The sequence below is a fragment of the Streptomyces sp. NPDC001070 genome, assembly GCF_053598835.1.
This window is the reverse complement of the sequence record NZ_JBSFLB010000001.1, coordinates 357,928-380,454: the sequence shown is the minus strand read 5'-3', so window position 1 is coordinate 380,454 and position 22,527 is coordinate 357,928. Positions and strand designations below refer to the sequence as shown.

The following is a 22,527-nucleotide window of genomic DNA, read 5'->3' as shown; positions in this document are numbered from 1 at the left end:
AGGGGTGCCGGGCCACCGCCCGGCACCCCTTCCGCGTGCGGGCCGCCCTCAGGGGGTCGTCGCGGTCCCGGCCGACCCGCTCGGCGACGCGCTCGGCGACTGGCACGTGACCGTGAACGGGACGTGCCCTGACTCCGTCTCCACCGGGGTCTTCACCACGACCGCCATCCAGTCCTCGATCGTGGCGTCCGGCTTGTACGACAGCTCCGTGTGCTCGACCGTGCGGCTCTTCCCGCCCCCCGCGGGGAAGTCGAGGGTCTTCCAGTCCGGGTCGGAGCTGCCGCCGTTGCTCGTGGTCCAGCGATACGTGACCGTCACCGGCGTCCGGTCGACCGTGATGACCGCCGAGAAGGACGGAGCCTGCTCGGCGGGCGGCGGACATCCCCCGGTGTAGGTGTCGCGGACGGCGGACACCGTGACGTGGACATTGACATGGGCGGGCGTGGTGGGCGGCGCCGAGGTGTGCGAGCCCGCGGAGTCACCGGTGCCGGTCGTGGCCTCGTAACCGCTGGCGTCGGCGCCGCCGTCGTCGCCCTCCGAGCCGGCGGCCGAGGGGCTGTCCCCGCCGCCCGGTGACGACGCGCCGGCCCCGGTACCGTGACCGGCCGAACCGCCGCCGGGTGAGTTGTCGTTGAGCAGGGCGTAGGCCACGCCCCCGAGGCCGAGGACGAGCGCGAGCACGCCCGCCGCCATGGCCGCCACGGCACGCCGGGGCCGGCCGGGGGTGCCACCGGCCGACGCGGCGTCATGCCTGCGCCCGAGCGGCGCCGTCGACCCGAGCGGTGTCGAGGAGTCCGGCGTCGACCGGGCCGGCGTGGCGTTCGGCCCCGTCGGCGGCAGCGGCACGGCGGCCTGCGTCGTCGCGTACGCGGTGCCGGCCCCCGGCGGGGTTCGGCCCGCGGCCAGGGCGTCCAGTTGCCGCTGAGCCTCCTCGCCCGGGAGCCGGGCCGCCGGGTCCTTGTGCAGCAGCCCGTTGATCACCGGCGCCAGCGGTCCCGCCCGGCGGGGCTCGGGCAGGTCCTCGTCCACCACCGCGCGCATCGTGCTCAGTGCCGTGTCGCGGCGGAAGGGCGAACCGCCCTCCACCGCCACGTACAGCAGCACGCCGAGCGACCACAGATCCGACTCCGGGCCGGGACGGCGGCCGAGCGCCCGCTCCGGCGCCAGGTACTCCGGTGAGCCGACCAGTTCACCGGTGCGGGTCAGCGCCGAGGAGCCCTCGATCATCGCGATGCCGAAGTCGGTGAGCACGACCCGCCCGTCGTTGCCGATGAGGACGTTGCCCGGTTTCACATCGCGGTGCAGCACCCCGGCGGCGTGGCCCACGCGCAGCGCCGCCAGCACCCTGCCGCCGATCCCGGCGGCGCGCCGCGGCTCCATGGGGCCCTCCGCGTCGAGGACGTCGGCGAGGGTCATGCCGCGGACGAGCTCCATGACGATCCACGGGCTGCCCTCGGCCATGGCCACGTCGTAGACCTTGATGACGTTGGGGTGCTCGACGCGGGCGGCCGCGATCCCCTCCTGTTGCAGCCGGGCGTACAGGCGCTCGACCTCCCGGTCGTCGAGACCCGGTGGGGCCTTGACCTCCTTGACGGCCACCTCGCGGCCCAGCAGCTCGTCCCGCGCGAGCCAGACCACACCCATGCCGCCCCGGCCCAACTCGCTGATCAGCCGGTAGCGTCCCGCCACGAGCCGTGTCATCGGCGTGTCCCCCCTTTGTGCCGCCCGCAGCCCAGCATGACCGAACTTCCTCCCGAACGGACCCTTTCGGCGGAAACATCCCTCACCCGGGCAGCGCCAGCGCGGCCCTGAGCACCAGTCCGCAGCCCAGCACGAGCACCACCGACGCCGTCGCCAGCGGCGCCAGCCGGCGTGCCGCCGTGAACAGCCGCCCGCGCGCCCGCAGCGCCGACGCCTTCCCGGCCAGCCGGCCCAGGCGCACGACGGCGAAACCGGCCGCGGTGAGCGTGATCGCCAGACCCGCGCCGTACGCCAGTACCAGCAGGAAGCCGAACCAGGCCTGCCCCAGTGCCGCTGCGCCGACCAGCACGACGACCGCGGAGGGACTGGGGACGAGACCGCCGGCGAAGCCGAGCAGGATCGTGCCCCGGAGGGTGGGGCGCGGCTCGTGGGTGTGGGGGTGCGGGTGGGTGTGGGCGCGGGGGTGAACGCCGGTTTCGGGAGCGGGGCGTTCCGCGGTCAGGACGGCGGCCGGCGCGGCGGCGGGCTCCGCCTGCGGTGCCGTCCCGTGGGAGGGCACGGGGTGGGTGTGACCGCGCGGGTGGCCGTGGCGTCCATGGCCGTGCCCGTGCCCGTGGTCGTGACCGTGCCCATGGGAGTGGTCGTGCGCGTGCCCCCGCAGCCGCCATGCCCGGCGCAGCAGGGCCGCCCCGGCGAAGGCGACCAGCACACCGCTCGCGACGCCGAGCCAGCCGATGACCGAGGGCGCCGCGGCCGAACCGGTCGTGACCAGCAGCCCGAGCGCGAACACCCCCATGGTGTGGGTCACCGTCACCGACGCGCCCAGTGCGATCATGTCCCGCCGCGACCGCCGCCCGCCCGCGGCCGCCGCCGCGGCCATCAGCGTCTTGCCGTGACCGGGCGCGAGCGCGTGCATCGCGCCCAGGACCAGCGCCGTGAGCAGGGCCAGGGCGGCGAACCCAGGGGTGAGCGCGTGCCGTGACACCAGGTCGGTGAGCGCCTGCGTCCAGCGGTCCGCGCCGCGCGGCAGCACACCGGAGGCAGCGGGAGCGTCCTCCCGCGCCGTCAGCGCGGGGCCTCCCGGAGTCACCCGGAAGCCGGCCGAGCGCTCGTCGGCGGGCGAGGACAGCAGGTCCTTGGGATACGCGGTGAGCCGCCGAGACACCGAGTCCCCGGGCGCGTCGGCGTCCTGGAGCGTCATCCGGTCGCCGCGCGCGGTGATCTCCCGCCAGCCGGGCCCGGTGCCGATGTCCGCCGGACGGTACGTCAGCGCCGCGGGCCGGCCGTTCGGCAGCCGCGCCGTCAGCCGGCACTCGACGCGCAGGGTCGTCAGTCCCGCCTGCCCCGGCCGTACGGTCGCGGCCGCCGCGCGCACCGACACCGGCTCGGGGCGGCCGCCGACGGTCGCCTCCGCGCCCTTCGCGGCGGTGTCGCAGCGACGTGCCGCCCAGTCCGCCAACTCGGTGCGGCTCAGGGTCCGGTCGCCGTTCCGGTCGATCACGGGCACGGCCTGCGCGGCGGGGATCTCGGCGAGGTCCTCGACGTGGTCGATCCGCAGCATGCCGGGGGCGGCGACCAGGCCGTCGTAGCGGTTGACCGTGAAGTTGCCCAGCGGGTGGGCCTGCGCCTGCCCGGCGGGCAGCAGCGCCAGCGCGGCTCCCGCCGCTGCCGCGGCCGCCGCGGCGGCCGTCCTGCGCCGGATCATGACGGGTCTCCTTCGATGCGTGCCAGCGCCCTGCGGGCGGCCGGGGCTCCGGTGGGGGAGAAGCCGGGATTGAGGCGGAGGGCCGCGGCGAGGGACCTCCCGGCCGCCTCGCGTTCGCCGAGGGCCGCCTCGATGACGCCTCGGTGGTAGAGGAAGGCCGCGTTGCGGTAGCCCGGCGCGGAGGAGCGCTTCGCGTACGGCAGGGCCTCGCGGTCGCGGCCGTTGACGTGCAGGGCCCAGGCGAGGGCGTCGGCGGTGTGGACGGTGTGCCGGCGCGCCCACTCGGCGCGGGCGGCGCGCAGCGCCTCCCCGGCGTCGCCGTGGTCGGCGGCGACCAGGGCGGCGTCCAGGTCCGTGGCGACGCCGTTGGCCCTGGCGAGGGCGATCCAGGTGCCGACCACCGCGAACTGCTGCTCGGCCCGCCCCTTGCGACCCGCGGCCTCGTACAGCTCACCCAGCTCCGCGAGTTGCGCGGGCAGCGGATAGCGGTCGACGACCTCGCCCAGGTCGCGCAGCGCCTTCTCCCGGTCGCCGCGCGCCGCGTACGTCCGGCCGCGGCCCTCGATCGCGGGCAGGTAGGCGGGGTCGGCGCGCAGCGCGGTGGCGAAGTGCCGCAACGCGGCCGGGTACTGGCCCTGGCTCCAGGCGAGCTGGCCCAGCGCGGTGGCGACGTAGGCGGTGTCGCCGGGGGTCGCGGCGGAGTCCAGGGCGCGGGTGAGGATGCGGCGCGCGCCGGCAGGGTCGCCGCGCAGCTCGTGGACGTAGGCCAGACGGGTGAAGACCGGGATGCCGGGCCGCACCGAGTCGGCGTGCTCGGCGGCGCTCAGCGCGGCGTCGTACCGGCCGAGTTCGACCAGGGCGTCGACGCGGACGGCCAGGGCCCGCTCGTTGTACGGATTCACCTTCAGCGCGTGGTCCGCCTCGGTGAGGGCGGTGCGGAAGTCGTGGCGGGCTGCGGCGAGCGCGGCACGCCCCGCGAGGGCGGCGTCGTTGTCGCGCGGCGTGATCCGCAGCGAGCGGGTGAAGGCCGCCTGCGCCTGCGGATAGCGGGTCGGGTCGCCGCTGGTACGGGCCTGCTCGACGTAGGCGGCGCCGAGCGCGGCCCATCCGGAGGCGTCCTTGGGCTGGGCGCGCAGATGGGTCTGCAGGGCCGCGATGCCGCCCGCGAGGTCGCCCTCGGCGAGGCGGTCCAGCGGGGCGTCGGCGGCGGGCGCCGCGACCCGCGCGGCGTCACGGGAGCCGGAGGATCCGCCGAGGACCAGCGCGCCCGCGGTGAGCGCCAGCGCGAGGCCGAGCACCAGCGCCGCGTACAGGGCGGCGGCGCGCAGTCGGCCCGGGGCCGGTACGTCCATGGCTGCTGCCTTTCGGGATGATGGGGTGGAGCCCGGCCGGGGCGCTCGCGGTGCGCCCCGGCCGGGTGCCGTGCGGTGTGCTGCCTTCGGTGGCCGGTGGCCGGTGGCCGGTGGCCGGTGGCCGGTGGCCGTCAGGCCCGGCTGTGCGCCCGCCGGCCGACGGGACGGTGGCGCATCCGCCACCACAGCAGCGCGGCGCCGATGAGCAGCACGCCCGCGCCGCCGGAGGCCGCGGAGGCGATCAGCACGGTGTCGTCGTCACCGCCGCCCGGGAGCAGGCCGCCCGCGTTGAGCTGCGTGATCCCGCCGGTCTGCGCCGAGTTGGTGACCGGCTTGGCCAGCGGGCCGTCCGAGCCGGAGGCCGGCAGGGCGACGTAGGGGAAGCTGGCGCCGAAGGCCTGGTCGTTGGCGTTGACGGCGTCGCCCAGGTCGTTCTTCGAGCCGACCAGCTCGCCCTCGACCACCTGCAGCGCGATGTCGACGACGTCGTCGCTCAGCCGGCGGCCGTTCGGGAAGCCCGCGGTGTCGCCGTCCAGCACGCCGAGCCGCTTGGGCTTGGCGGTCGGCGGGACGGCCGTGTTGAGCCGCAGCATCTCCGACGGGCGGACGTGCGGCGGCTGGTTGAGCTTGGGCACGCCGGTGAGGAACACCTGGACCAGGTCGTTGCGCGGGGTGGCCGGGGCCTTGATCTTGTAGATGCCCTCGATCAGCCTGGGCAGCTCCGGGTGCGTCACGTTCTTGAGGAACTGCGCGTCGTTCCAGGGCGAGGACGCGTTGAACCGGTCCTTGTCCTTGAGCGGGTTGACGACCTCGTTGACCAGCGGCATGCCGAGGCGGGAGACCTGCGCCCAGTCGCCGTTCGCGGTCCGCCGCTGCGTGGTGGACCAGATGCCGACCACCGGCTGCTTGGCCGACTGGCGGATCGCCGCGGTCGGGACCTGCAGGGCTATGGTGTTGACGTTGTAGCCCTTGAGGGTGTCGTCGCCGACCTCGGAGAGATTGCCCCCGTAGAGCAGGTCGAAGACCCGCAGGTCGAGGAAGAACGGGTCGTCGGACTGGCCGGCGAAGGCCGTCGTGCCGCGGCCCAGGGGCTTGACGGCCTGCTGGCGCAGCACGTTGTAGTCCGGCATCGACGCCTTGCCGACGTTCGAGGGCGCGACCGGTACGTCGTTCGCGACCTTGTAGCGGCCGACGACCTGCTGGTTGTGCAGCCGGAACAGGTCGATGTCGTACGTCTGGAAGAAGTTCAGGTCCGGGTCGTTCAGGCCGGTGACCGGGCCGGTGTTGTAGAGGAACGTCTTCTTGTTGCGGAAGTGGTCCTGGAACGTCCACCGGTAGAGGTAGTCGCCCTGCGCGTCGCCGTCGTTGTCGATGTGGATGTCGTACTGGGCGTCGTCGGCGAACTTGTAGAAGTTCGGGCCGCCGGCCGGATCCTCGAACGGGATCCAGTTCGCCACCAGCGTGGTGGTGTCCGGACGGTCGGGGCTGACGAACGCGTAGACGTCCGTGGTGTCGTACTGCGGCTGCCCCGAGATCAGGGGTGCCTCCCGGTGGCTGGACGCCTGCGCCGTCCCCGGCTCCAGTCCGGTGACGCCCGCCGCGGCGAGCCCCCCCGCGGCCAGTGCGCCCGCGGCCAGCAGGGCGATCGTGCGCGATCGCCCGAACCGGGCCGTGAGCCTGCTCCTGCTGTTTGCGGTCATCGCGTCGGTCCTCCGCGAGTCTGGCCCCTCCCCCTTGGAAGAGGTCCTGCGTGGGTTGTTCGGGGCCGGGTGGGCGGCGGATTGGCGGACCGGCGCGGATTTGTGTCACAGGGCTGTAACGTGGTAATGGCCGCCGGGCGGTGAGCGCACCGCGGAGGGAAGCAGGGCGACGGATGAGACGCTCCGTGCACGAACTGGCCGCGGCATACGCGCTCGACACCCTCGCGCCGCGTGAACTGCGCAGATTCGAACGGCACCTGATGCGCTGCGACATGTGTGCGGAACGGGTTCGGGAGTCGGCCGGGGACACCGTGCGGCTCGGGACCCCGGGCGCGGCCGCGCCGGTGCTGCTTCCGCCTCCGCCGATGGTGCCGCTGCCGGTGGACGACGCGGCGGATGCCCCCTCCTGCGCGGCGCCGGTCCGGGGGCGGCGGGGCGACGGGTGGCGCCGGCCGTCCGCGGCGCGCCTTGCGGTGGCGGGCGCCGCGGTGGCGCTGCTTGCGTGCGCGGTGCTGGGCGCCCTGCTGCTGCGGACCTCGGGGCAACTGGACCGCGAGCGCGGGAACACCCGTGCGGTGAACGAGGTGCTGACCGCCGCCGACGCCCGTCCCGCCTACGCCAGCGACGACCACGGGCGGGGAGTGGCGGCCGTGGTGTCGCGTGAGCTGCGCCGGGCGGTGGTGACGGTGCAGGGGCTGCCACGGCTGGAGGAGGGCCGCGTCTACCAGCTGTGGCTGGTGAGCGAGCGCCCGGCGGCCTATCGATCGGTGGGGGTGCTGGGCGCCGATCCGGCGGCGGGCGGCGCGCCCGGGCCGCTCGTGGCCGGCGGACTGGACGAGAGGTCGTTCGCGTTCACGGTGACGATTGAGCCGAGTGGCGGATCCGTGCTTCCCACCTCGGATCCTGTCGCCCAACTTCCCCTGCTCGCGCTGGGGATCGGTTCGTGACCGTCAACAGCCTTGACGGGCAGGTGAATCCGGGAACGCGGATGCATAGGTGACGCCGCAGGACGATAGGGTTACCCTGCCCGGTGCCGGGTGCCCTCGAACGGGTGGGGAGTGTCATGGATCAGATAGCAATGCGGAGCAGGCCGCGGGTGCCTGCCGTCACGTGCGGGAGCAGTGCTTCCAGCGCGCGTCTCGACCGCCATCTCTCGGTGCTGGCCGGCCCTGCCGTGCCGCAGCGGGAGGCGGAGGAGGCGACGCTGTTGATGCGCGAGCTGACCGCGCGCGACGACGTACGCGCGAACGCCAACCGCGGGGCGCGCGTGTCGCTGTTCGCGCCGCTGCGGCGGCTGCGCCGTTCGCTCTTCGGCAGCCGCGGCTGACCAAAGGCGTTCCCGGCTCTTCTTGAGCGGCGGACAGGCTCGGGCGCAACACACCGTCCCGGCAACGCGCTGTGTCATGCGGCGCGTCGGTGTGTTCCCTCCGGGCCTGTTGTCATGTCGACTTGTGGTCACGGCTGGGATCACAGGAGGGCGAACTGCCCGTCCGGACCTTCCTCGTGGTGATCCAGCACGGAGGCCGGACGCCTCGCCGCCTCCGGCACCGGCAGGATGCGGGCCGCGCGCAGCTCGGCGGCGCCGATCCGCGGGCCGGCGGCCACCCGGGCGGCGAGCGCGCGGCGCGGCGGCCGCAGCTCCGCCAGCAGGGCCAGCACACTGATCAGTTCCAGTAGTTCGGTCGTCCTGGTCCGCGGCCACGTGGCGGGGCGGATCGCGTCGAGGCCGTCGGCCGCGCCGTCGGGGCCGCGCCGCTCGAACCAGGTCTCCAGTACCCGCGTCCCCCCGGCGTGGAACTCCCAGGCCGCTTCCGGCACCGGTGCGATCCGCCCGCTCCCCAGCACCAGTGCCTCCTCCTCCGGGTCGTACGAGGGCGCCTCGCGCGGCACGTCGGGCAGCGCCGCCCGGACGTACGGCCGCCGGCCGCCCGGCAGCCGGGGATGACCGGCCGGGCGGAGCTCCGCCGGATCGGCGAAGCGGATGCCCCGGGTGTGCAGCCACAGCACACGGCGGCCCAGGGCGAGGCCCTCCGCCCACAGCCCGGGATCGGCGGTGAGCGGCACCTCCACGGGCGGGCCCGTGCCCAGCGCGGCCACCCAGGCGAGCACGTCCTCCGCGGTGACCGGGGCGCCCAGGCGCCCGGCGAGATGGCCCAGCAGCCCCGGCGCGAGGTTCGGGTCCAGCCCGCCCGGCCTGCGGAACAGCGGCCGGATCCGGCCGGGCCGGCCGGCGGGGGAGTGGCCGTCGGGCAGCAGCGCGGAGAAGGTCAGCGGCGGCCCCGGGACCTGGGGCAGACGCGCCGATTCCACCGCGTACAGCTGATGGCCCTCGTCGGCGACCCGCCACAGCTCCGGACGCGCCGCGTCGATCAGCCGCTGGTCGGGGATGAGCCACTGCTGGTCGTAAGGGCCGTGCAGTACCCGTACCGGCTCCGCGCACGGCCCCTCCTCCCGCTCCAGCCGGGTGGTGGGCGTGGGATGGCCCGGCAGTTGGGCGACGGCCGTGTGCGGGGTGCGGGCCCGTGTCGGATGGAACAGCCGCTCGCGCTCGGCGCCTTCGGCCTTCATCAGCCGGTCCCAGCGCGCGGTGAGGGTCGCCGCCTCGGGAGCCATCACCCAGCCCCGCCCCAGGCGCAGGGGCGGGATGGACCACGGCATCAGGTCGGCCAGCGTCGGCGCTTCATCGCTCACTGTGAGCATGCTACTGACGCCCCTCAGGGGGCCTCCATGGTCACGGTGAAGGAGAAGCGGTCACCCCGGTAGTGGATCCGCACCACGTCGACGGCGCGGCCGGTTTCGTCGTACGTCACCCCCGTGTAGTGCAGGATCGGGCTGAGCAGCGGCACCTGCAGCAGCCGGGCGGTGTCAGGGTCGGCGAGCCGGGCCTCGACGGTGTCGGTGATGCGGCTGATCCGCACGCCGAGGGCGTCCCGCAGCACCTTCGTCATCGGCCAGCGCGCCAGGTCCGCGAGGTCGATCCGGGCCGCCAGCTCCGGCAGGACGAAGTTCTCCGCCCAGTTGGTCGGTTCCCCCGACTCGTCGCAGCGCAGCCGGCGGTAGGCCACGGTCTCGGACAGCCCGGGGAAGTGCTCCGCGTATTCCGGCGGCACGGGCGCCGGGCCGTGGCCGAGCACGCTGGTACGGTCCCCGGACTGCTGGGCGACGATCGCGTCGACCGAGCCCAGCAGCCGCACCGGCGCCCCGCGCCGCGCGGCCGGCTCGATGAAGGTGCCGCGCCGGCGGTGCCGGCTGATCAGCCCCTCCTCCTCCAGTTCCTTCAGCGCCTGCCGCATCGTGAGCACACTGACCCCGTAGTGCTCCGCCAGCGCGTCCTCGGTCGGCAGCCGCAGCGGGGCGTCCGGACGGCGGCCGAGTATCGAGGCGCGCAGGGACTGCGAGACCTGGTACCACAACGGGAGTTTGCGGTTCAGGACCAGCGAGTCGGGGGCGAAGGTGCTCGGGCTCGTCGTCATGGCCTGAAGTGTCGCTCAAGCCCCCGCCACACGCCGTCGTAATCCCGCTGCAGATGCTCCGCTCCCAGGGCCTCCGCCGTCGCGACCACAGGCCAGCGCGTCTCGAACATGAAGGCCAGCCCGTCGTCCACCTTCTGCGGTATCAGCTCGGCGGCGCTCGCCTTGTCGAAGGTCGCCCGGTCCGGGCCGTGCGCCGACATCATGTTGTGCAGCGAGGCCCCACCCGGGACGAAGCCCTCCGCCTTGGCGTCGTACGCCCCTTCGATGAGCCCCATGAACTCGCTCATCACATTGCGGTGGAAGTACGGCGGCCGGAAGGTGTCCTCGCCGACCAGCCAGCGCGGCGCGAAGACCACGAAGTCGGCGTTGGCCAGCCCCGGGGTGTCGGAGGGCGAGGTCAGCACGGTGTAGATCGACGGGTCGGGGTGGTCGTAGCTGACGCTGCCCAGCACATTGAAGCGCCGCAGGTCGTAGACGTACGGCACCAGGTTGCCGTGCCAGCCGACGACGTCGAGGGGGGAGTGGCCGTACTCGGCGGCCCACAGGTTGCCGCCGAACTTGTTCACCACCTCCACCGGCTCCTCGCGATCCTCGTACGCCGCCACCGGCGCCATGAAGTCCCGCGCGTTGGCGAGCCCGTTGGCGCCGATCGGGCCGAGGTCGGGCAGCCGGAACGGCTGGCCGTAGTTCTCGCAGACGTAGCCGCGCGCCTCGCCGTCGGGCAGCTCGACCCGGAAGCGCACCCCGCGCGGGATCAGCGCGACATGGCCCGGCGCGGCGGCCAGGACGCCCAGCTCCGTGCGGATCAGCAGCCCGCCGCGCTCCGGCACGATCAGCAGCTCGCCGTCGGAGGAGGAGAACACCCGGCCGTCCATCGGGAGGTTGGCCGCGTACCAGTGGATGCCGACGCCCTCGCGGCGCAGCACGTCACCGTTACCGCCGACGGTGACCAGGCCGTCCACGAAGTCGGCCGGCTCCTGCGGTATCGGCAGCGGGCTCCAGCGCAGCCGGTTGGGGTCGGGCTCGCTCTCGCTGAAGGGCGCGCTGCGCAGCCGCCCGTTGCCGATGCGGTGGAACGGCGGATGGGCCGCCGAAGGGCGGATGCGGTACAGCCACGAGCGGCGGTTGTGATGCCGCGGCTCGGTGAAGGCGGTGCCGCTCAGCTGCTCCGCGTACAGGCCGAGCGGGGCGCGCTGCGGTGAGTTGCGGCCGACCGGAACCGCTCCGGGGACCGCCTCGCTCACGTGCTCGTTGCCGAAGCCCGGGAGATAGGCGAGGTCCTTGCCGTCCTGGATCTCTGTGCTGGCGATCTCTGTGCTGGTCACGATTCCTATGGTTGTCCATAGGAATCAACCCCGCAAGGGATCGGCCTGGCCCTGTGGAAAACCGGCATGATGGACCTCGTGCACAGCAGCGGCAACGGTCTCCGGCGCGTCCCCGTCCAGCAGCGCAGCGCCGAACGCTTCGCCCGGATCCTCGACGCGGCCGCGGCGATCCTCGACGAGAGCGGGTACGAGGAGCTGAGCACGCGGGCCGTCGCCGCCCGCGCCGGAGTGCCGATCGGGTCGGTGTACCGCTTCTTCTCCAACAAGCGCGCCATGGCCGACGCCCTCGCCCGCCGCAACCTCGACAAATACCTCGCCGGCGTGACCGCCCACCTCGACGCCGGCGACACCGTCGACGCGGCCGACGCGGCCGACGGCGAGGCCCGTGACGCCTCCGGCGGCTGGCGCCGCCTCGTCGACCTCGTCGTCGACCAGTACGTCGTCATGCGGCGCACCGTGCCCGGCTTCGCCCTCGTCAGCTTCGCCGGCCCGGCTCCCGGCCCCGCCGTGAACGACCTGGCCAACCACCTCGTCGCCGACCGCCTCCGCGCCCTGCTCATCGCCCCGCTCGGCAGCGCCGGTGTGGCCGTGACCGACGGCCGGCGGCTGCGGACGGCCTTCGTCGTGGGTGTCGAGGCCGCCGACGCCCTGCTCAAGATGGCCTTCCGTGCCGACCCGCAGGGCGACGCCACGCTCATCGCCGAGACGAAGCAACTGCTGCGCGCCTACCTCGCGGGTGTCCTGGAGCCGTAGTGCCGCGGGTGCTACCCCAACATGCATACCGGTCGGTATGGTGACCGCACACCAGGAAGCGCCCTGCCCCGGGAGGCCCGATGGCCAGCAGCCGTACCGCTCTGCGTATCTGTCCGCTGTGCGAGGCCACGTGCGGCCTGACCCTGACCATCGAGGACGACCGCGTCACCCGCGCCCGCGGCGACCGCGACGACGTCTTCAGCGCGGGCTTCATCTGCCCCAAGGGCGCCTCCTTCGGCGAGGTCGACGGCGACCCCGACCGCCTCACCACCCCCCTGGTACGGCGCGACGGCAGGCTCACCGAGGCGACCTGGGCCGAGGCGTACGCCGCCGTGGCCGAGGGCTTCGCCCGGATCCGCGGGACCCACGGCACCGCGGCGACCGCCGTCTACCTCGGCAACCCCAACGTGCACACCATCGCCGGCGGCCTCTATCCGCCGATGATCATCCGCGCCCTCGGCACCCGCGCCCTGTTCTCCGCCAGCACCCTGGACCAGATGCCCAAGCAGGCCGCCTGCGGCCACCTCTACGGCGACGCGCTGGCCGTCCCGGTGCCCGACCTTGACCGCACCGACCACCTGGTCATCATCGGCGGCAACCCCCTGGTCTCCAACGGCAGCCTCGCCACCGCGGCCGACTTCCCCGGCAAGCTCAAGGCGCTGCGCCGCCGCGGCGGCAGGCTCACCGTCATCGACCCCAAGCGCACGCGCACCGCCGAACTCGCCGACCTCCACCTCGCCCCCCGTCCCGGGACCGACGCCGCCCTGCTCCTCGCCGCCGTCCACGTGCTGTTCGACGAGGGCCTCACCGACCTCGGCGCCCTCGCCGGGCACGTCACCGGAGTCGACGAGGTGCGCGCCCTGGCCCGCGACTTCACGCCCGAGGCCGTCGCCCCGTACTGCGACGTCCCGGCCGAGGGGATCCGCGCCCTCGCCCGCGACCTGGCGGCGGCCCCCACCGCCGCCGTCTACGGCCGCCTGGGCAGCACCGCCGTGCGCTTCGGGACCCTCGCCAGCTGGCTGATCGACGTCCTCAACATCCTCACCGGCAACCTCGACCGGCCGGGCGGTGTCATGTTCCCGCTGCCGCCCACCGCGCGCGCCCCCCGGCCTGCCGGCCCCGGCCGCGGTTTCACCACCGGCCGCTGGCGCAGCCGGGTCTCCGGGCACCCCGAGGTCGCCTCCGAACTGCCCGCGGCCGCCCTCGCCGAGGAGATCGACACCCCCGGCGACGGACGGATCCGCGCCCTGGTCACCATCGCGGGCAACCCCGTGCTGTCCGCCCCCGACGGCGCCCGCCTCGACCGCGCCCTGGCGGAGCTGGACCTCATGGTCTGCGTGGACCCGTATCTCAACGAGACCACCCGCCACGCCCACGTCGTCCTGCCGCCGCCCCCGCCGTCCCGCAGCGCCCACTACGACTTCGCGTTCGCCAACTTCTCCGTGCGCAACAACGCCCGCTACAGCCCGCCCGCCGTCCCGCTGGAGGACGGCAGGCCCGGCGAGCCGGAGATCCTGGCCCGGCTCGCACTCATCCTTGGCGGCTTCGGCGCGGACGCCGACCCCGCACTCGTCGACGAGCAGGTCATCGCCCACTGCCTCGGCAAGGAGACCGCCGACCCGCACTCCGCGGTCCACGGCCGCGACCCCGCCGAACTGGCCGCCGCGCTCACCGGCCGCAGCGGCCACGAGCGCCGGCTCGACATGATGCTCCGGCTCGGCCCCTACGGCGACGGCTTCGGCACCGACCCCGACGGCCTCACCCTGCGCCGGCTCCTCGACCACCCGCACGGCATCGACCTCGGCCCGCTGCGTCCGCGCGTCCCGGAGATCCTGCGCACCGTCTCCGGCACGATCGAACTCGCGCCCGAGGCGATCGCCGCCGACGTGCCCCGGTTGCTGGCGGCGGTCGGCGGGCACTCCGGGGACGGGCTGGTCCTCATCGGCCGCCGCCACCTGCGCTCCAACAACAGTTGGATGCACAACGTGCCCGCGCTGACCGGCGGCACCAACCGCTGCACCCTCCAGATCCACCCCGAGGACGCCGCCCGCCTCGGCCTCACCGACGCGGCCCCCGCCCGGATCAAGGGCGACGGCGGCGAGATCGAGGCCCCGGTCGAGGTCACCGACGCGATGCGGCCCGGCGTCGTCAGCCTGCCGCACGGCTGGGGCCACGACCGGGACGGCACCCGGCTGAGCGTCGCCGCCCGCGAACCCGGCGCCAACCTCAACCAGTTGCTCGACGGCACCCTGCTCGACCCCTTGTCGGGCACGGCCGTCCTCAACGGCTTCCCCGTCCAGGTCGCGCCCGCGTGATCCACCGCACGGGGTGCCGCCCTGGAAACGGAAAACTATCAGCGCTAGTTTGGGCGTGCCAAGGCAGGTCCGCCCGGGAGGACAAGGGATGAAGCCGCACGACGCGATGTACATCGACGGCGACTGGCGGCCCGCCGCCGGCACGGAGACGATCGCCGTCGTCAACCCCGCCGACGAGCAGGTGATCGCCACCGTGCCCGCCGGCACCGCCGAGGACGTCGACGCCGCCGTCCGCGCCGCCCGTGCGGCGTTCCCCGGCTGGGCGGCCACGCCGCCCGCCGAGCGCGCCGCCCGCATCGCCGCCCTGCGCGACGCCCTCGCCGCCCGCAGCGACGAGATCGCCGAGACCGTCACCGCCGAACTGGGCGCGCCGCCGCCGTTCAGCCAGGCGGTCCACGCGGGCCTCCCGATCGCGGTCGCGGGCTCGTACGCCGAACTCGCCGCCACCCACTCCTTCGAGGAGCGGATCGGCAACTCCACCGTCTTCCACGAGCCGGTCGGCGTGGTCGGCGCCATCACCCCCTGGAACTACCCGCTCCACCAGATCGTCGCCAAGGTCGCCCCCGCCCTCGCCGCAGGCTGCACGGTCGTCCTCAAGCCCGCCGAGGACACTCCGCTGGTCGCCCAGCTCTTCGCCGAGGCCGTCCACGAAGCCGGGCTGCCCGCGGGCGTGTTCAACCTGGTCACGGGGCTCGGCCCGGTCGCCGGACAGGCCCTGGCCGCCCACGAGGACGTCGACCTGGTCTCCTTCACCGGCTCCACCGCCGTCGGCAGGCAGATCGCCGCCACCGCGGGGGCCGCCGTCAAGCGCGTCGCGCTGGAGCTCGGCGGCAAGTCCGCCAACGTGATCCTCCCCAGCGCCGACCTCGCCAAGGCCGTCAACGTCGGCGTCGCCAACGTCATGTCCAACACCGGCCAGACGTGCAGCGCCTGGAGCCGCATGCTGGTCCACCGCGACCGCTACGAGGAGGCGGTGGCCCTCGCCGCGACGGCCGCCGCCAAGTACGTGCCCGGCGAGCGCATCGGCCCCGTCGTCAACGCCAAGCAGCGTGACCGTGTCCGCGGCTACATCGCCAAGGGCGTCGAGGAGGGCGCCCGCATCGTCGCGGGCGGTGCCGACGCGCCGCGCCCCGAGGGCTACTACGTGAGCCCGACCGTCTTCGCCGACGTCACCCCGGACATGACGATCGCCCAGGAGGAGATCTTCGGCCCCGTCCTGTCGATCCTCCCGTACGAGGACGAGGACGACGCCCTGCGCATCGCCAACGGCACCGTCTACGGCCTCGCCGGCGCGGTCTGGGCGGGCGACGAGGCCGAGGCCGTCGCCTTCGCCCGGCGCATGGACACCGGCCAGGTCGACATCAACGGCGGGCGCTTCAACCCGCTGGCGCCCTTCGGCGGGTACAAGCAGTCCGGCGTCGGGCGCGAACTCGGCCCGCACGGCCTCGCCGAGTACCTCCAGACCAAGTCCCTCCAGTTCTGACCGCAGCCGTCACCGCCCTGAGCGCAGGAGAAAACACCGTGGTCCGCGCCGCCGTACTGCCCGCCGTCAACGCGCCCCTGACCATCGCCGACATCGACCTGCCCGAACCCGGGCCGGGCCAGGTCCGGGTCAGGCTCGCCGCGGCCGGGGTGTGCCACTCAGACCTGTCCCTGTCCAACGGGACGCTGCGGCAGCCCGTGCCGGCCGTCCTCGGCCACGAGGGCGCGGGCACGGTCGTCTCCGTCGGCGAGGGCGTCACGGATGTGGCACCCGGCGATCGCGTCGTCCTCAACTGGGCGCCCTCCTGCGGCGCCTGCCACTACTGCGGGCTCGGCGAGCCCTGGCTCTGCGCCAACGCGGGCGCGGCGGCCGCCGCGCCGTACGCCAAGCTCGCCACCTCGGGCGACGAGCTCTACCCGGGCCTCGGCACGGCCGCGTTCGCCGAGGAGACCGTGGTCGCGGCCTCCGCGGTGCTGCCCCTCCCGGACGGCGTCCCGCTCACGGAGGCCGCCCTGCTGGGGTGCGCGGTGCTCACCGGCTACGGCGCCGTCCACCACAGCGCCGCAGTCCGCCCCGGCGAGTCCGTCGCCGTCTTCGGCGTCGGCGGGGTCGGCCTCGCCGTCCTCCAGTCGGCCCGCATCGCGGGGGCGGGCGCCGTCCTGGCCGTCGACGTCTCCCCGGAGAAGGAGGCCCTGGCACGGGCCGCGGGCGCCACGGAGTTCCTCGTCGCCGGCGACGACATCGCGAAGCGCATCCGCGCGCTGACCGGCGGGCACGGGGCGGACGTCGCCATCGAGTGCGTGGGCCGCGCCGAGACCATCCGCGCCGCGTGGTCCTCCACCCGGCGCGGCGGCCGCACGACGGTGGTGGGCATCGGGGGGAAGGGGGACCTGGTCTCCTTCTCCGCGCTGGAGCTCTTCCACTTCGGGCGCACGCTGTCCGGGTGCGTGTACGGCAACAGCGACCCGGCACGGGACCTGCCCGTTCTGGCCGAGCACGTGCGGGCGGGGCGGCTGGATCTTTCGGCGATGGTCACGGAGCGGATCGGGCTGGACGGGATTCCGGGGGCGTTCGAGGGGATGCTGGCGGGACGGGGTGGGAGGGCGCTGGTCGTCTTCTGACAGTGCGGTGGTGCCTGCGGCACCCTGTACCGGTTGTCGTTCGTGTGCGGTTCCGTTGCGCCTGCGGCGGGCATCCCCCGCCCTCCCGCCCTCCCCCAGCCTTCGGCCGGGGTGCCCCATCCGGCGCGGTCAGTTGCCGCCTCGCTGCGCACGTACGGGGTCGGTGCCGCGCCGGGGTCCTCCCCCGGCCTTCGGCCGGGGGTGCCCCCCCACCTCGGCGCTCGCGGCGCTGGCCCACGTCATTCGGCGCCGGGTCCGCCGCTCGTCTCCCCCAGCCACCGCTGGGAGGTGCTCCCAGGGGCGCCTGACGGGCGGTGAGGGTGGTCCGGGCACGTGCGGCAACCCGGACCGCCTTCTCACCCCACCCACCGGCGGTCAGTCGCCGACGAGAGGGAGGGGCGGGGGAGTTGGGGGCACCCCCCCCGGCCGGAGGCTGGGGGAATGGGATGTTCTGGACGCTGCGGCCCATGTGTGTGCGGCATGCGGGGCGGGAAAAGAAGGTGCCCGCCATGCACGTGAACATGCCAGTCCAGGACGTGCAGCCCCGGAGGCCCCGACCCCGGCCCACCACGAACAGCACGCCACGGTCGCCGACCGCGCCGGAACACCCACCCCGACCACGAACAACCCCACGCGTCAAGCCACGAAATCCAGGGTCATGACGGGACGATCCTCACGCGGCCCACTGGAGGGAGCCCACGATCGCCCGAGGAGATTCCCATGACGCACATGATCCTGACCCGCCGCTTCTTCGCACTCGCCGCCGCAACCGCCGTCGTGACGGGAGGCGCGCTTCTGCCCACCACGGCGTTCGCCGCCGCACCCGTCGCGCGGCACACCGTGCCGGCCGACGTCCCGGCAGATCACGGCGGTGAGTACTCGACGCTCCTCTACACCGAGGACATGAACCAGACTGGCTCCGGCAGCACCCACATCCGGACCGACCACTGGAAACCCGGCCCCTGGGACCCGGGTCACGGTGACCACGACGGCGACGGCTACGGAGGTGGCGGCAGCAACGGCGGCGTCCACACGAAGGGCGGCGACTGGCGCAAACACCCCGTCTGCATCACCGCCCCCTGCGTGCTGTGACCCGTGCCGTCGCCGCTCGGCGCCCCGTCAGGGCGCCGTGCCGAGCGCGGCGAACTGCAGGGCGAGCCCGTCCACCAGGGCCCGCAGGCCCGCCTCGAACGCGCCCTGGTCCACCTGCTCCTGGCGCTCCGCGAGCAGGTGGGCCTGGCCGAGGTGCGGGTAGTCCGCCGGATCGTAGGCGGACGGATCGTCGACGAACCCCCGCGCGAAGGACCCCAGGGCCGATCCGGCCACGAAGTACCGCATGAGCGCGCCCACGCGGGTGGCGTGGGCGGGGGGCCAGCCGGCGGCGGTCATGCCGCCGAAGACCGCGTCGGCCATGCGCAGGCCCGCCGGGCGGCGGCCCGGGCCCTGGGCGAGGAACGGGACGATGTGGGGGTGGGCCGCGAGCGCGGCGCGGTAGGAACGGGCCCAGGCGACGAGTGCCTCCCGCCAGTCGCGGCCGTTGTCGAACATGGAGATGTCGACCTCGCCGACGACCGCGTCGGCGACCGCGTCCAGGATCTCGTCCTTGGTCGTGAAGTGGTTGTAGAGACTCGGTCCGCTGACGCCGAGCTCGGCCGCCAGACGGCGCGTCGAGACGGCCTGCAGTCCCTCCCCGTCCACGAGCGCGAGTGCCGTCGCGACGATGCGTTCGCGGCTGAGCAGGGGCTTGCGGGGGCGGGCCATGCGGCACATAGTAGAGGCCGGCCGCTGGAAACTAGCAGTGCTAATTTAAAGTCGAACCGAGGTGCCCCGTGAATCTTGAGCTGTCCGAGGAGCAGGCCGCGGTGCGCGCGCTGGCCGCCGACTTCACCGAGCGCGAGATCGTGCCGCACGCGGCCGCGTGGGACCGGGCCGAGAGCGTGGACCGGGGCATCGTGAAGAAGCTGGGCGCGGTCGGCTTCCTCGGGCTGACCATTCCCGAGGAGTACGGCGGCTCTGGCGGCGACCACCTGGCGTACTGCCTGGTCACCGAGGAACTGGGCCGTGGCGACTCCTCCGTGCGCGGCATCGTCTCCGTCTCCCTCGGGCTCGTCGCGAAGTCCGTCGCCCACTGGGGCACCGAGGAGCAGAAGCGTGCCTGGCTGCCCCGGCTGGCCTCGGGGGAGGCCGTGGGCTGCTTCGGCCTCACCGAGCCCGGCACCGGCTCGGACGCCGGCAGCCTCATCACTCGCGCGAGGCGCGACGGCGGCGACTACGTGATCAACGGCGCGAAGACGTTCATCACGAACGGCACCTGGGCGGACGTCGTCCTGCTTTTCGCGCGCACCGACGACCTCCCCGGCCACAAGGGCGTCAGCGCCTTCCTGGTGCCCACGGACACCCCCGGGGTGTCCCGGCGCGAGATCCACGGCAAGCTCGGCCTGCGCGGTCAGGCGACCGCCGAGCTGGCCCTGGAGGACGTGCGGGTGCCGGCCTCCGCGATGATCGGCCCCGAGGGAAAGGGCTTCTCGGTCGCGATGTCGGCCCTGGCCAAGGGCCGCATGTCCGTCGCCGCCGGTTGCGTGGGCATCGCGCAGGCGGCGCTGGACGCCGCCGTGGCGTACGCCAAGGAGCGCGAGCAGTTCGGCAAGCCGATCGCCGCGCACCAGCTGGTGCAGGAGCTGCTCGCGGACATCGCCCTCGACGTGGACGCGGCCCGGCTGCTGACCTGGCGGGTCGCCGACCTCATCGACCGCGGGCTGCCCTTCGCCGCCGAGTCGTCCAAGGCGAAGCTCTTCGCGAGCGAGGCTGCGGTGCGCTGCGCCAACAACGCGCTTCAGGTCTTCGGCGGCTACGGTTACATCGACGAGTACCCCGTGGGCAAGCTGCTGCGGGACGCCCGCGTGATGACCCTGTACGAGGGCACGAGCCAGATACAGAAGCTGCTGATCGGCCGGGAGCTGACGGGGATCGCGGCCTTCTGACCGGCCGTCCGCGGACCGACCGACCGCTCGGTATCTAAGCGCTTGCTCAGTGTCGATGTAAGGTGTCCGCCATGGACGTGGAGGCGGAGCAGTCGGAGCGGACCGAGGCGTGGACCGGGATCACCCCCGATGCCGCCAGGCGGCTGGTGATCGCCGCGGTCGAGGCGTTCGCCGAGCGCGGCTACCACGCGACGACCACGCGGGACATCGCGGGCCGGGCCGGCATGAGCCCGGCGGCGCTCTACATCCACTACAAGACCAAGGAAGAGCTGCTCTACCAGATCAGCGTGGTCGGGCACCGGCTCTCGCTCGGGCTGCTCCAGGGTGCCGCGAACGGCGAGGGCGGCCCCGCCGAGCGGCTGGCCACGGCCGTGCGGTCCTTCGTCCGCTGGCACGCCGAGCACCACACCACGGGCCGGGTGGTCCAGTACGAGCTCGGCGCGCTCGGCCCCGAGCACTACGCCGAGGTCGTGGCGCTGCGCCGGGAGAGCGAGGCCGCGGTCCGCTCGATCATCCGCGACGGCGTGCAGGCCGGGGACTTCGACGTGCCGGACGTGTCCGGGACCACCGTCGCGCTGCTGTCCCTCTGCATCGACGTGGCCCGCTGGTTCAACCCCGGCGGGCGCCGCACGCCGGACGGGATCGGCGCGCTGTACGCCGATCTCGCCCTGCGCATGGTCGGGTACGCCCCCGGTCAGAGGTAGAAGCGCACGACCGTCTCGGCGACGCACACCGGCTTGTCGCCGCCCTCCCGCTCCACCGTGATCCCCACGACGAGCTGGGCGCCGCCCGGCACCTCGCTCACCTCGGCGATCCGGCCGGTGGCCCGCAGCCGCGAGCCGACCGGGACGGGGGAGGGGAAGCGAACCTTGTTCACACCGTAGTTGACGCCCATCCGCACGCCCTCGACCCGCAGCAGTTCCGGGGTGAAGGACGGGATCAGCGACAGCGTCAGGTAGCCGTGCGCGATGGTCGTGCCGAAGGGGCCCTGGGCCGCCTTCTCCGGATCCACGTGGATCCACTGGTGGTCCCCGGTGGCGTCCGCGAAGAGGTCGATCCGCTTCTGGTCGACCTCCAGCCATCCGGTCGTGCCGAGGTCCTCCCCGATGGCGGCCTTCAGTTCGTCCACCGAGGTGAAGATCCTGGGCTGTCCCATGTCATGCCTCCCGTACTGTCTAAGCGCTTGCTCAGCATGGTCTCAGCGGAGGACCCCTGTCAACGCCCCGCACTCGGCGCGTATCACGGTTTGTTTGTCCGGATTGTGACTATCTTTCATCTCCGTATGTCCCTGTTCGCGGCGGTGGAGGAGACGGAAGTGGCCGAGGCCCCCACGGAGACCAGCCCGCCCGACTGGCACACGGTGGAGGTCCGGCACGGCGGTGGCACTCCCGCCCCGGCCGACCGTCCGGTCCTGCTGCGTCCCGCGACCTGGCCCCAGACCTGGCTCGCCCTGGCCGCCTACTGGATCGCCAGCCGGGTGGTCATGCTGGCCCTGCTGCGCAGCGGGCAGGGCGACATCGCCCGCGAGGTGCACTACCTCTACCGCCACTGGAGCCAGGGCTTCGAGCACGGGACCTTCCCCGTCGGCGACGTGACCTGGCAGTACCCGCCCGGCGCCGCGCTGGTGATGCTCGCCCCGGCCCTGCTGCCCGGTCTCAGCTACTTCCAGGGCTTCGTCCTGCTGTCGCTCGCCGCGGACGCCCTCGTCCTGCTCCTCCTCCTGCGCGCCGGGACCGGTATGCCCGGGCGCAGCACCGCCGGGGCGTGGCTGTGGGCGCTCGGGCTGCCGCTGCTGATGCACCTGCCCTACGCGCGGTACGACCTGATGGTCACCGTCGTCGCCGTGGGGGCGCTGCTCGCGCTGCCCGCGCGGCCGCGGCTCGGCGGCGCGCTCGCCGGGCTCGCCGCGCTGATCAAGCTCTGGCCCGTGCTGACCGTGCTCGGCACCCCGCGGGGCCGGACCACCCGGCAGACCTGGACCGCGCTGGCCGTGTCCGCGGGCGCGCTGCTGCTCGTGCTCTGCACCGCCTTCCGCGGCGCCCTCGGCTTCCTGTCCGCCCAGCACCACCGAGGCGTCGAGATCGAGTCCCTCGGCGGCACCTTCCTGCACGTCGCCGAGATGTTCGGCTGGCCGGGGCGCGTTCGCGCACACTACGGGTCGCTGGAGTTCGTCGGCCCGTACGTCGCCGAGATCACCACCGCCTCGCTGCTGCTGACCGCGCTCGCCCTGGTGTGGCTGCTGATGTGGCGGATGCGGGCGGCCCGCTGGACACCGGCCACCCCGTACGACGCGGCGCTGACCGCCGTGCTGCTCTTCACCGTCACCAGCCGGGTCATCAGCCCGCAGTACCTGATCTGGCTCCTCGGCCTCGGCGCCGTCTGCCTGACCGTGCGGCAGACCACCCAGCGGCCGGTCGCCGTGCTGGTGCTGCTCGCCACCGCCGTGACCACGGTCGACTACCCGCTCTTCTTCGAGGACGTCACCGCACCGACCTGGCAGGGCGCCGCGATCGTCGCCGTCCGCAACGCACTGCTGGTCGCCGCCGCCGTGGTGTCGTGCGTGCGGCTGTGGCGCACGAGCGTCCCGCACCGGAAGCGGCCGGCGGCGCTCCCGTAGA

General features: G+C 74.0%; 19 protein-coding genes and 1 pseudogene. 11 read left to right on the top strand and 9 right to left on the bottom strand.

Annotated elements, in window-relative coordinates:
- Positions 1-48 precede the first annotated feature (48 nt).
- The 4 genes from ACWDAS_RS01815 to ACWDAS_RS01800 all read right to left on the bottom strand — a co-directional run bounded on the left by ACWDAS_RS01815 (position 49) and on the right by ACWDAS_RS01800 (position 6,458).
- Positions 49-1,701, bottom strand: coding sequence for a protein kinase domain-containing protein (locus tag ACWDAS_RS01815; RefSeq protein WP_450386448.1), 1,653 nt, complete (start codon positions 1,699-1,701; stop codon positions 49-51).
- Between the two features lie 82 nt (positions 1,702-1,783).
- A complete protein-coding gene (locus ACWDAS_RS01810) occupies positions 1,784-3,406 on the bottom strand; it encodes a nickel transporter (protein ID WP_450386446.1) in 1,623 nt (540 codons plus the stop codon).
- Positions 3,403-4,758 carry a tetratricopeptide repeat protein gene (locus tag ACWDAS_RS01805; RefSeq protein ID WP_450386444.1) on the bottom strand — a complete coding sequence of 452 codons (1,356 nt, stop codon included), beginning with the start codon at positions 4,756-4,758 and terminating at the stop codon, positions 3,403-3,405. Before ACWDAS_RS01805 ends, ACWDAS_RS01810 begins: the two co-directional genes overlap by 4 nt.
- A gap of 131 nt (positions 4,759-4,889) precedes the next feature.
- A complete protein-coding gene (locus ACWDAS_RS01800) occupies positions 4,890-6,458 on the bottom strand; it encodes a DUF4331 domain-containing protein (protein WP_450386442.1) in 1,569 nt (522 codons plus the stop codon).
- Positions 6,459-6,631: 173 nt separating this feature from the next.
- On the opposite strand from ACWDAS_RS01800, the gene ACWDAS_RS01795 reads away from it, so the two are divergent.
- Together ACWDAS_RS01795 and ACWDAS_RS01790 are read left to right on the top strand one after the other, a co-directional pair.
- Positions 6,632-7,405 carry an anti-sigma factor gene (locus tag ACWDAS_RS01795; RefSeq protein WP_450386441.1) on the top strand — a complete coding sequence of 258 codons (774 nt, stop codon included), beginning with the start codon at positions 6,632-6,634 and terminating at the stop codon, positions 7,403-7,405.
- 116 nt (positions 7,406-7,521) lie between these two features.
- Entirely contained in the window at positions 7,522-7,785 is a 264-nt protein-coding gene (locus tag ACWDAS_RS01790) for a hypothetical protein (protein ID WP_450386439.1), read from the top strand.
- A gap of 140 nt (positions 7,786-7,925) precedes the next feature.
- On the opposite strand, the gene ACWDAS_RS01785 is transcribed toward ACWDAS_RS01790, so the two are convergent.
- The 3 genes from ACWDAS_RS01785 to hmgA are packed head-to-tail and all read right to left on the bottom strand — an operon-like array spanning position 7,926 to position 11,256.
- Positions 7,926-9,158 (bottom strand): type ISP restriction/modification enzyme, encoded by a 1,233-nt coding sequence (locus tag ACWDAS_RS01785; protein ID WP_450386438.1) that lies wholly within the window; start codon positions 9,156-9,158, stop codon positions 7,926-7,928.
- Between the two features lie 14 nt (positions 9,159-9,172).
- The gene (locus tag ACWDAS_RS01780) at positions 9,173-9,931 is read right to left on the bottom strand and encodes a GntR family transcriptional regulator (protein ID WP_450386436.1); all 759 of its coding nucleotides are present in this window, start codon (positions 9,929-9,931) and stop codon (positions 9,173-9,175) included.
- Positions 9,928-11,256: a homogentisate 1,2-dioxygenase gene (gene hmgA, locus ACWDAS_RS01775; protein ID WP_450386434.1), complete on the bottom strand. Its 1,329-nt coding sequence runs from the start codon at positions 11,254-11,256 to the stop codon at positions 9,928-9,930. Before hmgA ends, ACWDAS_RS01780 begins: the two co-directional genes overlap by 4 nt.
- A 66-nt stretch (positions 11,257-11,322) precedes the next feature.
- Here hmgA and ACWDAS_RS01770 point away from each other — a divergent pair.
- The 6 genes and pseudogenes from ACWDAS_RS01770 to ACWDAS_RS01745 all read left to right on the top strand — a co-directional run.
- A pseudogene (locus ACWDAS_RS01770) lies at positions 11,323-11,484 on the top strand (TetR family transcriptional regulator); the annotation flags it as partial.
- Between the two features lie 216 nt (positions 11,485-11,700).
- Positions 11,701-12,009: a hypothetical protein gene (locus ACWDAS_RS01765; RefSeq protein WP_450386605.1), complete on the top strand. Its 309-nt coding sequence runs from the start codon at positions 11,701-11,703 to the stop codon at positions 12,007-12,009.
- A gap of 80 nt (positions 12,010-12,089) precedes the next feature.
- Positions 12,090-14,324, top strand: coding sequence for a molybdopterin oxidoreductase family protein (locus tag ACWDAS_RS01760; RefSeq protein WP_450386433.1), 2,235 nt, complete (start codon positions 12,090-12,092; stop codon positions 14,322-14,324).
- A gap of 88 nt (positions 14,325-14,412) precedes the next feature.
- Positions 14,413-15,807, top strand: coding sequence for an aldehyde dehydrogenase family protein (locus ACWDAS_RS01755; RefSeq protein WP_450386431.1), 1,395 nt, complete (start codon positions 14,413-14,415; stop codon positions 15,805-15,807).
- A gap of 38 nt (positions 15,808-15,845) precedes the next feature.
- The gene (locus ACWDAS_RS01750) at positions 15,846-16,928 is read left to right on the top strand and encodes a zinc-binding dehydrogenase (protein WP_450386429.1); all 1,083 of its coding nucleotides are present in this window, start codon (positions 15,846-15,848) and stop codon (positions 16,926-16,928) included.
- 720 nt (positions 16,929-17,648) lie between these two features.
- Complete coding sequence (locus tag ACWDAS_RS01745; protein ID WP_450386427.1) at positions 17,649-18,020, top strand: hypothetical protein; 372 nt, start codon at positions 17,649-17,651, stop codon at positions 18,018-18,020.
- 27 nt (positions 18,021-18,047) lie between these two features.
- On the opposite strand, the gene ACWDAS_RS01740 is transcribed toward ACWDAS_RS01745, so the two are convergent.
- Positions 18,048-18,689, bottom strand: coding sequence for a TetR/AcrR family transcriptional regulator (locus ACWDAS_RS01740; protein ID WP_450386426.1), 642 nt, complete (start codon positions 18,687-18,689; stop codon positions 18,048-18,050).
- Between the two features lie 68 nt (positions 18,690-18,757).
- On the opposite strand from ACWDAS_RS01740, the gene ACWDAS_RS01735 reads away from it, so the two are divergent.
- Both ACWDAS_RS01735 and ACWDAS_RS01730 read left to right on the top strand, forming a co-directional pair.
- On the top strand, positions 18,758-19,909 hold the full coding sequence (locus ACWDAS_RS01735) for an acyl-CoA dehydrogenase family protein (protein WP_450386424.1): 1,152 nt from the start codon (positions 18,758-18,760) through the stop codon (positions 19,907-19,909).
- 71 nt (positions 19,910-19,980) lie between these two features.
- A complete protein-coding gene (locus tag ACWDAS_RS01730; RefSeq protein WP_450386422.1) occupies positions 19,981-20,613 on the top strand; it encodes a TetR/AcrR family transcriptional regulator in 633 nt (210 codons plus the stop codon).
- Here the strand turns inward: ACWDAS_RS01730 and ACWDAS_RS01725 are convergent.
- Entirely contained in the window at positions 20,604-21,065 is a 462-nt protein-coding gene (locus tag ACWDAS_RS01725) for a MaoC family dehydratase (protein ID WP_450386420.1), read from the bottom strand. The two genes, ACWDAS_RS01730 and ACWDAS_RS01725, sit on opposite strands and share 10 nt — an antisense overlap.
- 126 nt (positions 21,066-21,191) lie before the next feature.
- Here ACWDAS_RS01725 and ACWDAS_RS01720 point away from each other — a divergent pair, with 126 nt between their 5' ends.
- Complete coding sequence (locus ACWDAS_RS01720; protein WP_450386418.1) at positions 21,192-22,526, top strand: glycosyltransferase 87 family protein; 1,335 nt, start codon at positions 21,192-21,194, stop codon at positions 22,524-22,526.
- Position 22,527 lies beyond the last annotated feature (1 nt).